Origin of the sequence: Snodgrassella sp. ESL0324 (genome assembly GCF_013344955.1) — a bacterium.
GTDB lineage: Bacteria > Pseudomonadota > Gammaproteobacteria > Burkholderiales > Neisseriaceae > Snodgrassella > Snodgrassella alvi.
Genome location: NZ_JAAEDS010000012.1, coordinates 842,359 through 855,167 on the forward strand (window position 1 = coordinate 842,359; position 12,809 = coordinate 855,167).

Here is a 12,809-nt window from a genome sequence, read left to right on the forward strand (position 1 = left end):
AATGACATACAAAAAAATCATTCCCATACTAATATTTACCAGTGGCCTGTTTATAGGACAGAGTGCCGTTGCAAAAGTGTATACCTGTCTTGAAAACGGCGAAGTTGTCTATACCTCAAAACTAAAGGGAAATTGTGCCGTAGCCAACTTACCGGCTATCGGTAGCTACAGCGACAGCCGCCCCAGCTACCGCAACAGTAGTGCTTCGGCCACAATACGCAGCCGCCCGCGGTCTGCAACCAAGGTAGCAACAGCCTATAGCGGCCTGCAACCCACAGTTAATATCGTTCCTAAAGGCAGCGACAATACCCGTCGTGCCATTTTGCAGCAGGAGCTGACCAATGAACGTAATGCTCTTGCTCAGGCACAGCAGGCACTGAACCGCAGCCGTACCGGTAAAGGCGGTAATATTACCGAACTGCAAAGCGCGGTACTTGACCGGCAGCAGAACATTCAGGCCATACAGCGGGAACTTGGTCGTATGTAAACCCAGATAAAGGATAAATCATGAGAAAATCCCTGATACTTGCTACATTGTGTACACTGATAAGTACTTCTGCACTGGCACAGATATATGAATGCACCGACAGCCGGGGGAATCACAGTTACAGCGAAGTTCCGAAAGGTAAAAACTGCCATTCTGTCAGCAATCTGGGCGGGAATTTCTCAACCACTTCTGCCTACAAACCTGTCGTAACCACTCCTGATACCAATTCCAAAGATGCAGATTCAGCCGCCCGCAACCAGCCTGATCAGGCCGCGATTTCTGCTGCCCGTAAAAACCTTGCCGATGCCAAAAAAGCACTGGAAGACGGTAAAAAAATTCGTATGGGAAATGAACGCAACTACGTGCGCTATCAGGAACGCATAAAAGGTCTGGAAGATGCCGTAAAATCCCGGCAGCAGGATTTGGATAAAGCTCTGAATGGCAAATAAAATCTGCTTAGAATTTACCGGCTTAAAATACTTTTTAGCCGGTAAATAACTTGAATGATTCATTAAAAGTATATATCTGAGAATTAACTCTATTATTCAGGCAGTATTATCAATAATAAATCGTAGATAAAACCATATAAAAGCATTTCTGATATAAAGTAATAACATCATCCTCAGCCTCAACGCATCAATCAAATATCTGTTAAAACTACTATCAATATTGATTAAATAATAGATAAGCATCACTATCAGTACAAAAAGATTTTTCTTTTTCTGATTAATCAATTTACATCTGATGATTCTTTTCTCAAATTCTTATTTTTTTTCTTCAATACTTTTAATTTCTTCAGTTGGCAACTCCAAACGTAAACCTTGCTTATTAATATCATCTGACGGGATAGCTAGTAAAGTTTTGGAACCAATATTGGTAAATAAAATATCTACTGAATCTATGTTGCACAAATTTGTACAATTTATATTAACTGATTGTAATTCTTTATTCTCTATTTTTAATGTATTAATTCTGTTCTGTAAAAATTTACCATAACTAATATCAGTATATATAGTTACATTTTTATATTTAATTCCTGCCATTCTAAAAGTTAAATTATCTGATAAATATACTAACAACATTAATGACAAAGGTAAATAAACAATACAAGTTGTAATATTTAAAAATAATTTTTTGTGGTTTTCAAAATATTTTGGTACAAATACTTTTACTTTTTCACTTGTATTTTTATTTTCTGCTAAATTAATTCTTTCATACATAGAATATTTAAAAATTAATACAAAAATCATGCCAATTTCTAACCCAAAAATTATTTGAATTAATTCTCGATCCAGAAAGCCAAATATAACTAAATAAATTTGCATTACAATAGCAAATGCAGTATATACTTTTGAGCTCTTTGGAAAATACATTTGATTCATATTACATTTTTTCAAAATTTTATTTATAGGTCTTTTATTTAGTTTAATCACTAATAAACTTGCGTGATATATCATCGAAGTGATACATATATATAAAAAACCAAATATCAACAAAATCCACCAAAAAAACAAAGCATCATTTATAGTTAAACCAGTTGGATAAAATCTGATGTGAATGCAATAAATAATTACAATCATAAATCCCATAACATTGCATAAAATACCAACTGTAGCTAACCCAGTATTAATTGATTTAAGCAAATCTGAATATTTATTCATTTTTTAACACTCCCCTGAAATTAAAAAACCACTATATTAACAAACAAAAGTTAACATAGTGGTTTAATTATATTCAATTTAAATTAATTATTCACTCCAGCTTCGGATGTAAATCAATATATTGCTGCTTACGCTTTTCCAGCTCGCCTATCTGCTCCTGTAAGCGGGCAATTTCTGCATCAATATCATCCACACTCTGCTCAATATGCTGATAAGTCTGCACCAGCAGCTCACGCGCTTCCTGCTTATTCGAAGCTGAAGGAGACACACCTCGCAGCGGGCGGTTGGCCGTTTCTTTCAGGCAGATACCGGTAACAATACCGATAATTCCCACCAGCATCAGATAATAAGCCGGAATAAACAAATCATTAGTAGCATCCACCAGCGCAGCGGCAATAGTCGGCGTTAAACCGGCAATAATAATCGCAATATTAAACGCACTGGCCAGAGCACTGTAACGGATACGGGTAGGAAACAGTGCCGGCAGCGTAGAAGCCATAACACCGGTAAAAGAATTCAGAATCAGCGCCAGAATAAACAGCCCGAGAAAAATCAGCCCTACTTTGCCACTGGTAATCAGCTGAAAACACGGAATAGCCAGAATCAGCAAAGCAATTGAACCGCCAATCACAAATGGCTTACGTCCGATTTTATCGCTGACAAAACCAATAATCGGCTGCATAAACATCATACCAATCATAATCGCAATAATAATCAGCACACCGCGATCTTCACCATAATGCAGATTATGCGACAGATAGCTGGGCATATAAGTCAGCAGCATGTAGTAAGTGATATTTGTGGTTAACACCAACCCGACACTCACCAGCAATGTAGGCCAGAAACGCTGCACAATTTTCTTAAACGAAACCTGAGGCCGGTTACCAACGTCTTCCTGCTCAGCCTTTTCCATCATATCCAGATGTTGCTGAAAAGCCGGAGTTTCCTCCGCAGCATGGCGCAAATACAAGCCCAGCAGACCTAAAGGAGCAGCCAGAAAAAACGGAATGCGCCAGCCCCACGAGAGAAAATGTGCCGAACCCATAATATTTTCCAGCAATACCACCAGCCCTGCCCCAAGCACAAACCCGCAGATTGAACCAAAATCCAGAAAACTGCCCAGAAACCCGCGCTGCCGGTCGGGTGAATATTCCGCGACAAAAATAGCCGCTCCGGTATATTCACCGCCCACTGAAAACCCTTGAGCCAGCTTACACAACAGCAACAGCAAAGGTGCCCACATACCAATACTGTTATACGATGGAATCAGACCGATACAAAATGTACTGAGTGCCATAATAATAATAGTAGTCGACAATACTTTCTGCCGGCCGAAGCGATCGCCAAGTATCCCGAAAAATACACCACCAAGCGGGCGCACCAGAAATGGTACGGAGAAGGTACCCAATGCGGCGATTATCTGCACACTGGGCGAAGCAGACGGAAAAAATACCTGTCCTAGCGCATAAGCCACAAAACCATATACCCCAAAATCAAACCACTCCATGGCATTACCCAGTGCAGCGGCAGAAATGGCCTTTTTAAGCTTATTCTGGTCAACAATAGTGATATCGTGTAATTCCAGCGTTCCGTTCTGAGTAGGAATCAATGGTGGAACATGAGAAGAAGCCTCATTTTGTTCATTAACTGCTGTCATGATAATCCTCTCATTATTAATATTTAAATGATATTTCAATTATAACATACGTCTGAAAAACGCTTTGTAATTGAATTTTAAAGAAAACTATCTACAGCATAATCGATAAAAGAGCGCTTGTGCTACAATTATTTTATTCCACACCAATTTTTTCAAACTTTTATTAATTCACTTTCACAGCCTGTTTGCCGCATTACTGAGCCGCTATCCTGCCTGCTCCGGCATCAGCCCGCAAAGCCTGCCTGTACAGTGGCAGCTGTACATGAATCTGATGCAATTGCCGCCATAATACCTTTTCAACCACATCATCATCCGGCAGCGGCCTGCTCACTTTTAACAGCTCTGCCAAAGCCTCCCACTTAATTTGAAAAAGTGCGGAATCGGATTTCTGCTCCATCAATTCTGCCAGACTGCCGGCAATCGTCATCCAGTATTGCACCTGTTCCGGCGTCAGCTGTGGTCGCAGGCGATCCACCTGAGCACGAATCGCACCCAGTGCAGAAATACAGCTTAGCAATACATAATTCAGTTGCAGCAAGGTCTTACCCTCAGCCAGATGTTGCCCGTAACGTTTTGGCTCCATCGACATATCAGCTACAGTATTACTCAGCGTAACCGCCAGCTCGTGTGCATTGCGTCGTGCCGCGCGATAAACAACATCGTCGCTCAGCCCGTTCTGCAACTGCTGCGCTACCTGTCGCAGATAGACACCGTCACTGCTTAAGGCGCGCCCGGCAATCCGCCCCAGCGTCAGATAACGCCAGTCCGGCCACAAATACGATACCGCACACCACGCCAGCACTGAGCCAAGAATCGTATCCGTAAAGCGTGACAGCATGGCTGACTGCGTATCCATACCGATAATCGCAAAACCCACCAGCACCTGAACCGTAATAAAAAACGTGGAGAAACTGTAGCGACGAACCCTGAATGCAAAAAACAGCACCGTACTAACCACCACAATTATCAGCCTGCCAGACAGCGTAGGCACAAAATAGGGCAATGCCGAACCGACTACTACCCCCAGCAGCGTACCCACAATTCTTTGTTTCAGCCTGGCTGTTGTTGCCGAATAATTCGGCTGACAGACAATAACCCCGGTCAGCAAAATCCAGTAACCCATTTTCAGATGGAAACTTTCAACCACCACACAGGTAACAGCAGTCAGAATGGCCAGACGCACAGCATGGCGCAACACATTCGACTGAAAAGTAAAATGTGCTTTTAACGCCGGCAGAATATCGCGTATCCGGTCAACATCCAGCCCGGCAATCTGCAAATCACCGATGTTTTGTTCTTTACTGTTATTCTTTACCTGTTCCAGCCACAACAGCTGCTCATTAATCGCCAGAATATTAGCCGTTAGCTGCTGTAAACCCGGTAAATCCTCATCACTGCCATGTTCTGCACAATAACGTGCCACAGCCTGCTGTACACCTTCACCGGCACGCTGAAGCATCAGATTAAATGCATACGGCTTATCTTCCTGCAGGCATTCACTCATCTGCCGGCAAGCCTGCGCCTGCAATACAATCAGGCGCTGAATACGGTAAATTAAATCAGAGTGTGCCAGCTTGTGCGCCAGTGCCGCATAATCAACATGACGCGAACTGATACGTTCATGGATATTCTGTGCAGTCAGATAATATTGCAGCAGCATGCCAATACTACGCTGCCGGTGCTGCCGGCGCAGACGATAAAACAAAGCAGTACGGCACTGATTAAAACCATTAATCACTGCCGTATTTTTCATTGCCAGCTCAAGTTCCCTTTCTGCAAGCAAATCCACCTCATCCGGGTCAAAAAACTGAGCTTTTACCAGCATATAATCGGCCAGTCTGGCAAAAGAGCCGGCCAGATTGTCCTGCACCGGCCGGTTGGGAAACAGCAGATGCAGCACCAGCGTACACAGACTAAACAAACTGGTACCACAAACCAGCATAATTGGATTGGTATACCAGGGTAAAAGTGGCGAATAAGTCAGCACCGTATACAGCATCACCAGCAGCGTACCAAAAGCAATCGTACGGTATCGCACATCAATAGCACCCATCATCGTCATACTGAATGCCGCCCACACCATCAGCAACGAAAACGCCAGCGGATGCCCGAATGTCCACTGCACTGCAGTAGCGGCCAGAGAAAAATGTATCAGTGTAAAAAACAGATTGCGTAAACGGCCGGTAAATCCATCATCCAGATCCACCAGCCCGCCGGCAATAATCCCCAGAAACAGCGCCGTACTTTCTGCCGTATTGCCCGTATACCATACCCACAGTGCTGCCAGCATCATACTGAGCAGCATCGGTAAATTGGCCAGATAACCTGCACGTACCGGAATTGTTCGCATCAAACCGCCTCTAATGACCAGAAAACACAACCTGCCTCATTTTAGCAAGCTGTCGGATAAACCGGACAGATTATTTACAGCATAAAAAAACCGGCTTCAAAAAGCCGGTTTTTCATATACAGACACAATTATTTCTTCTCAACCTGTGCCTGCCAGGTATCACGTAAAGTTACAGTACGGTTAAATACTGGATTTTCCGCAGTATGGTCATAGCGGTCAGTCACAAAGTAGCCTAGACGCTCAAACTGATAGCGTGTTTCCGGTGCCAGCGTATTTGCTACCGGCTCCACCAGTGCATCAATTTCTGTTACCGAGGCCGGATTCAGAAACTCAGTAAAATCACGATACTGACCATCATCACCGCGTACTGCATCCGGACGTTCCACAGTAAACAGCCGGTCATACAGCCGCACCTTTGCCGGCACAGCATGTTCAGTAGACAGCCAGTGAATAACACCTTTCACCTTACGTCCTTGCGGCTTAGAAGCCAGCGTGTCATGGTCTATCGAGCATTTCAGCGATACCACCCGTCCAGACGCATCCTGCACCACTTCCTCACACTTAATCACATAGCTGTAACGCAGGCGCACTTCACCGCCTGGCGTTAAACGCTGCCAGCCTTTAGGCGGCTCCAACGCAAAATCGTCTGCTTCAATATAAATCGTTTTCGTCAGCGGTATCAGACGCTCGCCCATTTCCGGATGATGCGGATGAAACGGTGCTTCACGGCTTTGCGTTACCGCCTCATCAAAATTAATCAGCTCAACTTTAATCGGATTGAGCACCGCAATCATCCGTGGTGCCACACTTTCCAGATCTTCACGAATAGCACCTTCCAGAACACTCATATCCACCACATTTTCGCTCTTGGAAATACCTACCCGTTTGGCAAACAGACGCAGCCCTTCCGGCGTATAACCACGGCGGCGCATACCGGAAATAGTCGGCATACGCGGGTCGTCCCAGCCGGACACATGGTCTTGCACTACCAGCTGATTCAGCTTGCGTTTGGAAGTAATCGAATACAGCAGTTCCAGCCGTGAAAATTCATACTGATGTGGCTGATGCGCAATCGTAATATTCTCCACCACCCAGTCATACAGCGGCCTGTGTGATTCAAATTCCAGCGTACACAGCGAATGGGTAATATTTTCAATCGCATCCGAAATCGCATGCGTATAATCATACATCGGATAAATAACCCATTTATCACCAGTGCGATGATGATGCACACGGCGGATACGGTAGATTACCGGATCACGCAGATTAATATTGCCCGCAGCCATATCAATTTTCAGCCGCAGCGTTTTACTGCCGTCCGGAAACTCCCCATTGCGCATACGGGCAAACAAATCCAGATTTTCTTCTATCGTACGTTCACGATACGGGCTGTTTTTACCCGGCTCCGTTAACGTACCGCGATACTGACGCATTTCTTCAGCATCCAGATCATCCACATACGCCTTACCTGCTTTAATCAGCTCCAGCGCATACTCATACAGACGTTCAAAATAATCTGAAGCAAAACGTTCCTCATGCCACTGGAAACCCAGCCACTGCACATCTTCCTTAATTGAGCGCACATACTCATCCGATTCTTTCTCAGGATTCGTATCATCAAAGCGCAGATTACACAAACCATCATAAATATAAGCCAGACCAAAATTCAGGCAGATTGATTTAGCATGGCCGATATGCAGATAACCATTAGGTTCGGGAGGGAAACGCGTAATTACCTGCCGGCATTTCCCGCTTTGCAGGTCTTCCTCAATAATAGAGCGTATAAAATGATTATCGGCAAACTGATCTTTATTAAGCATAGTTCTTCTGAATATGTGCAAATGTGTTTTGCAGAATAAAAACGCCTGAAAACACCAACTAAAAGGTAATAATTATATACCCAATTTATATAAGCAATATACAATTATACTAACCAAAAACGTATCAATTAAACAGTTTAGTAATAATTAAGCAAATACTAAACCAAATCAGATGAAATACAAACAATAATTTACCGATTAATTAAATTCAGCATCCATCACCGGAAAAAACCAAATTGCCTTTGTCTATCACCGGGCAGATTCAACAGCGAAATACCTACGTGTCAGATTGTCAGATGCACACTGCTCGTACAAAATAAAATATGCTTAATATTCAAAATATAAAAATCAAGGCAGTCGTAAAGCACAGAATACAACACACAGCTTGTAACGCCACATTCGTTAAAATGACATTGCGTCTTTAACACAATTTATTCTGTAAACATATTTTCAGTAAAACATCTTCTGGATACGAGCCGCATCACATCAGCCAGTTACTAAAAGCCATAATAAATCACTAAGCCGCCATAAACCCAAGCATACATTAATATCTGCATTAATTTATTTCATATAATAATCAGACTACAAAACAAAGTTTTTATGTACAATTATCAGAATTAAATTTGAAAATTCATTCAAATAAAAATACACACATCTTTACCCGCACGATCAACAACCCGAAATTTTTATCAACACATGCTTTCTTCCGGTTTCAGTGCCAGACACAATCTGGCATACAGCCTGCGCAGTTACCAGCCTTAGTGCAGGTCTTAATACCGGTAAATAGATATTCAGGCATTAAGAGCATGAAATATCCGGCAGAAAGCAGCTGATATCAAAGGATTAATCATGGTACGAGTAAACAAATTCAACTGGCAGAATAAATTTAAAAAAACAAGCCGGCAACAAACAGGCGGTGATAAGCAATCCCTGATCAAAGACAAAGTCAGTCCGGAAATACAGACATCTGCAGGCACCGCAACCCCTTCCCTGCTTTTGCGCCTGTATCATTACTATTTCAACCCTGATAAAACCGTAAGAAGAAAAAACCGCATAAGCACACTGCAAACAAGCGCCAGATTCTCCGTATTAATATGTATCGCTTTAATTATCTTTGCATCGGTCAGAAATATTATCAGATTAAAACATGCCAGTATCACCAACACACACACTTTACCGAATTCCAGTATAAAAAATACACCTGCTCCCATCAAAACCCACAATAATAGTACACAATCCCGAAACAAAGAGCATAAAATCCGGCAAGAACATCATTAACCAGATAAATTTCTAATTGTCACATAGCGTATTATTAGTGTGAGAACAATAACAGAGAAAATAATTTATAATATCAAATAAAACCATCGGCATATCTAACCAATCCGGCAAAATTAACAGCTGAACGTTTTATCTTTATATTCAGGATTTAGCTGTTAATTTTGTTCTCCACTGGTCTGTATTCCTATTTATTTTTATTGCTTTATTAAAAATAATTAAATACATCTATCAGCATTTTATGCAAATATATTATCAATAACCAGCACGGAAATGGAGATTTGTTATTATTCGAACCGATATTTGCCATATTGACTGCGGATAATAAAACGCCACTGTCCCAATATAGGGACAATGGCGTTATTCTCAGAAGATTCAGGATTCCGGCTATGGCTAAATCAGCCGGCTTTTTAACAAATAAAACAGTTTAGACTTACCGGCGCATGCTTAATTGCACCGGTAAAATGTCAGCCGGTGACCACAGATAGCCTGCAAAACTTACTTACTGCTAACCGGCAGTTTTCCCTGCTGTTCCAGTTCCTTTATATATTCCGGTAAGATTACCTGCTTAATATTTGCCCGTTCCTGCTTGATTGCATCCATCTTGACTTTATTGCGCCGGTAGTCCGCCATGGATTTGATGGATGGGCGTGGCGTGCATAGCTTCTGGCTTTTCGCAAATAGTTCAAACTGTTTTTTCACCACTTCCGGTGTTCTTTCCTTTCGAGTACCGTAATCTATCAATATCTGATTACAGGCCAGAAAATGTATGGTGATATTTTTTGCCTTACCAGAATGATTTCCTGCAAATGCCGATGGCGGTGGTAACGGTATTACTGCCGAATAGTTTTCATCATACTGATTAAGAATAGCTGCTTCTTTAGGATCTGGAACATTCAATCCTCTGGCATGCCATTCCGGATATGGTGATACCCGCCAGTTGATACGTACCATCATCCCCGGTTTCCATTTCATCGGAAGATAAGCTGTTCCACAAGAACCGCTACCACCATAACGTTTTTTACCTACTTCATCATCATCAACACCATTGGTATTCGGAATACAGCCATCATTGGTTGAATCACTGAAAATATTTCTGGTTGAGCCGCCGGAAATAACGGAACCGCCGGAAATATTTTCATCAGTGTATACAAGCACATCAACCGGCACGGCATAGGATTGTTTTTTACCTGTCATACCAACATAAGGATCAACGTATTCTCCGCAGGAGGTGATCGCAGTTGCCGACAGCAATAATAAGCACAACCGGATAAGGAGGTTTGCGGTGAATATTTTTTTGCCGGACATTTATGCTCACTCTATAGATATAAAAGACAATATCAGTTTCTATGGTCTACATATATATCATTCAATAAAATATAGCGGACTATCATCCGATAAATGCGCTTACTGTATTTTATCTGCACTAAACCTGTTTGTTATTGAATTAAACAAACGGTATAGCAATGGATTAATCATATTGAGCAATGCCAATGCAGACTCAACAGATTGAATATTATATTTAATTTTGCTGATGAAGGTTTGATTTATATCGATAAATTGCATAGGACTCAATTTATTAATATTGATGGAATTGATATTTCTTCTTTAGGATTTGTTGTTAAAATGATTTCGATAAAGTAGATTATAAACAACTAAATAAGGATCGTTAAAAGACGCGCCGTATCTCTTTAATCATTAATATGTAAATTAATATATATTAATTATTTTATATATAAATCAAAATATTAAGCAGAATTAATGATGAATTTTATAAAAAATTTATTTTGTTCTTATCTTACTCGAATTTGCTGGGTTTATTTCAGCTACAGATAATTGGATGGCTTCACTTCTTTTACCCGATATTTCACTGGATTTTGGCATCCCTATTTCTCAGGCAAGTATCATTTTAACTGCATATCTCGTTTCATATGGTGTGCTGCAACCGTTTTATGGTTTTTATAATGATTGGTATGGTCGTAAGAAGATTCTATTACTCCTCTTCAGAAGCAGAATTGACTAAATGCTTAGAAAAAAATTTTTATATCAGTCAAGCTGAGTTAAATAAATCGCAGCAGAAATTTTTTAATGCACTTTCAAATTGGTATGAAGACAAAGAGTACATCGGTAATTGCAAAAAATAAACTTAAAAAATCTAATAAAGAATTGATTAAATATCGTGATTTACAGTGTGACTTTACTTATTCGTTAGGGGGTGGAGCAATTGGTAATGCTCTAAATATGTTAAAATACACTTATTTAGCTGAACTGAATTTTCAACGAACAAAACAACTTGATCTTTATTGGTCTGATTGTTTGTAACTGTTATAAAATTTTTTCCACTTATTGTTATTGCATAAAAATAAAGTTATATATTGTTATTCTTAGTATGTAATAAGACATTCAACAAAAGATTGATATAGTTATGAAACTAACTTTTTTAGGAACAAGCTCAGGTTCACCAACCGCCGAGCGCAATGTAAGTAGTATTATGCTCGATCTCCGACAAGAAAGAGGCCGATTATGGCTTTTTGATTGTGGTGAGGCAACTCAAATGCAAATGCAGAAAGCAAAATTTAGCTTAGCCAAATTAGAGATGATATTTATAACACATTTGCATGGTGATCATCTGTTTGGTTTACCGGGTGTTTTAACTACACGTTCATTAACCCAAAATCAATCGGAACTAACTTTGATTGGCCCTAAAGGCATCAAACAATTTATTCAAACTGTGATTGATATTAGTTATTCCTGGATAACTTATCCTTTAAACATTATTGAACTTGATCAAGATGGTTTGGTATTTGAAGATACTAAATTTCAGGTTGAAGCCAAATTATTAGCGCATCGGGTACCTTGTTTTGGTTATCGTGTTATTGAAAAGGATTCGCCACCTGTCTTAGATATCGACAAATTACAGCAAGATAATATTAATCCTGGTCCACATTATGCCTATTTAAAAGAAGGTAAAACAGTAACACTAGCCGATGGCCGTGTCATTGATGGTCGTAATTATCTTGGTGATTTTAAACAAGGGAAAAAACTGGCTATTTTAGGTGATACAGGACCTTGTGATGCTTCAATTGAATTAGCTAAAGATGTTGACGTACTTGTCCATGAAGCAACGCATGAAAATGCATTAGGACAAAAAGCAATTGAGCATGGCCATTCTACCACTGTTCATGCAGCCACGATTGCTAAACAAGCCAATGTTAAAAGATTGATTATGACGCATATAAGCCCTCGATATTCTCTCAATGACAATGCCAAATTAGTTAATGAGGCTAAGAGCATTTTTATCCATACTGAAATCGCAACTGATTTTGCCACGTTCCAAGTATAGACAAATATGCCGACATTATCGGCTAGTTTGCTGATGTTTCAATTAGTAATAAAGTTTCGCAAGAAAAGCTAATTGAGCCTGAAATTTATAGATTTTGTAAAAAATATTCAGGAGTCTGTACTGTTTCATTTTTTATTCAGAATAAAATCATTAAATACCAATTACTTTAGAAAAAATTAAGAAATATGCAGCATATTTCTTAATTTTTTAATCTAC

General features: G+C 40.4%; 11 protein-coding genes. 6 read left to right on the top strand and 5 right to left on the bottom strand.

All coding sequences use genetic code 11. The annotated features are described in order from the left end of the window. Window position 1: 1 nt before the first annotated feature. Window positions 2–487 (top strand): hypothetical protein, encoded by a 486-nt coding sequence (locus GYY70_RS06025; RefSeq protein ID WP_037392261.1) that lies wholly within the window; start codon window positions 2–4, stop codon window positions 485–487. Between the two features lie 20 nt (window positions 488–507). Next, window positions 508–936, top strand: a complete 429-nt coding sequence (locus GYY70_RS06030; RefSeq protein WP_084548049.1) for a DUF4124 domain-containing protein — start codon at window positions 508–510, stop codon at window positions 934–936. 315 nt (window positions 937–1,251) lie between these two features. Here GYY70_RS06030 and GYY70_RS06035 read toward each other — a convergent pair whose 3' ends face one another. From GYY70_RS06035 to GYY70_RS06050, 4 genes are all read right to left on the bottom strand, one after another. Continuing rightward, a complete protein-coding gene (locus GYY70_RS06035) occupies window positions 1,252–2,148 on the bottom strand; it encodes a hypothetical protein (RefSeq protein WP_174831607.1) in 897 nt (298 codons plus the stop codon). Window positions 2,149–2,239: 91 nt separating this feature from the next. After that, a complete protein-coding gene (gene proP, locus GYY70_RS06040; protein WP_100116453.1) occupies window positions 2,240–3,805 on the bottom strand; it encodes a glycine betaine/L-proline transporter ProP in 1,566 nt (521 codons plus the stop codon). 193 nt (window positions 3,806–3,998) lie between these two features. Further along, on the bottom strand, window positions 3,999–6,155 hold the full coding sequence (gene yccS / locus GYY70_RS06045) for a YccS family putative transporter (RefSeq protein WP_174831608.1): 2,157 nt from the start codon (window positions 6,153–6,155) through the stop codon (window positions 3,999–4,001). A 128-nt stretch (window positions 6,156–6,283) separates the two neighbouring features. Then, the gene (locus GYY70_RS06050) at window positions 6,284–7,975 is read right to left on the bottom strand and encodes a glutamine--tRNA ligase/YqeY domain fusion protein (protein ID WP_084548045.1); all 1,692 of its coding nucleotides are present in this window, start codon (window positions 7,973–7,975) and stop codon (window positions 6,284–6,286) included. Window positions 7,976–8,824: 849 nt separating this feature from the next. Here GYY70_RS06050 and GYY70_RS06055 point away from each other — a divergent pair. After that, window positions 8,825–9,253 (top strand): hypothetical protein, encoded by a 429-nt coding sequence (locus GYY70_RS06055; protein WP_174831609.1) that lies wholly within the window; start codon window positions 8,825–8,827, stop codon window positions 9,251–9,253. 495 nt (window positions 9,254–9,748) lie between these two features. On the opposite strand, the gene GYY70_RS06060 is transcribed toward GYY70_RS06055, so the two are convergent. Beyond that, window positions 9,749–10,558, bottom strand: a complete 810-nt coding sequence (locus GYY70_RS06060; protein ID WP_174831610.1) for a DUF3304 domain-containing protein — start codon at window positions 10,556–10,558, stop codon at window positions 9,749–9,751. A 511-nt stretch (window positions 10,559–11,069) separates the two neighbouring features. Between GYY70_RS06060 and GYY70_RS06065 the strand changes: the two genes are divergently transcribed. The 3 genes from GYY70_RS06065 to rnz all read left to right on the top strand — a co-directional run bounded on the left by GYY70_RS06065 (window position 11,070) and on the right by rnz (window position 12,593). Then, the gene (locus tag GYY70_RS06065; RefSeq protein WP_370521154.1) at window positions 11,070–11,273 is read left to right on the top strand and encodes an MFS transporter; all 204 of its coding nucleotides are present in this window, start codon (window positions 11,070–11,072) and stop codon (window positions 11,271–11,273) included. A gap of 83 nt (window positions 11,274–11,356) precedes the next feature. Next, complete coding sequence (locus GYY70_RS12345; RefSeq protein ID WP_370521155.1) at window positions 11,357–11,572, top strand: lysozyme inhibitor LprI family protein; 216 nt, start codon at window positions 11,357–11,359, stop codon at window positions 11,570–11,572. Between the two features lie 103 nt (window positions 11,573–11,675). After that, window positions 11,676–12,593: a ribonuclease Z gene (rnz, locus tag GYY70_RS06075; RefSeq protein ID WP_174831613.1), complete on the top strand. Its 918-nt coding sequence runs from the start codon at window positions 11,676–11,678 to the stop codon at window positions 12,591–12,593. The last annotated feature ends 216 nt before the right edge of the window (window positions 12,594–12,809 follow it).

Bases quoted from the DNA above. Each gene is read 5' to 3' on its own strand.
- GYY70_RS06025 (WP_037392261.1), top strand. From the start codon at position 2: ATGACATACAAAAAAATCATTCCCATACTAATATTTACCAGTGGCCTG.
- GYY70_RS06030 (WP_084548049.1), top strand. From the start codon at position 508: ATGAGAAAATCCCTGATACTTGCTACATTGTGTACACTGATAAGTACT.
- GYY70_RS06035 (WP_174831607.1), bottom strand. From the start codon at position 2,148: ATGAATAAATATTCAGATTTGCTTAAATCAATTAATACTGGGTTAGCT.
- proP (WP_100116453.1), bottom strand. From the start codon at position 3,805: ATGACAGCAGTTAATGAACAAAATGAGGCTTCTTCTCATGTTCCACCA.
- yccS (WP_174831608.1), bottom strand. From the start codon at position 6,155: ATGCGAACAATTCCGGTACGTGCAGGTTATCTGGCCAATTTACCGATG.
- GYY70_RS06050 (WP_084548045.1), bottom strand. From the start codon at position 7,975: ATGCTTAATAAAGATCAGTTTGCCGATAATCATTTTATACGCTCTATT.
- GYY70_RS06055 (WP_174831609.1), top strand. From the start codon at position 8,825: ATGGTACGAGTAAACAAATTCAACTGGCAGAATAAATTTAAAAAAACA.
- GYY70_RS06060 (WP_174831610.1), bottom strand. From the start codon at position 10,558: ATGTCCGGCAAAAAAATATTCACCGCAAACCTCCTTATCCGGTTGTGC.
- GYY70_RS12345 (WP_370521155.1), top strand. From the start codon at position 11,357: ATGAAGACAAAGAGTACATCGGTAATTGCAAAAAATAAACTTAAAAAA.
- rnz (WP_174831613.1), top strand. From the start codon at position 11,676: ATGAAACTAACTTTTTTAGGAACAAGCTCAGGTTCACCAACCGCCGAG.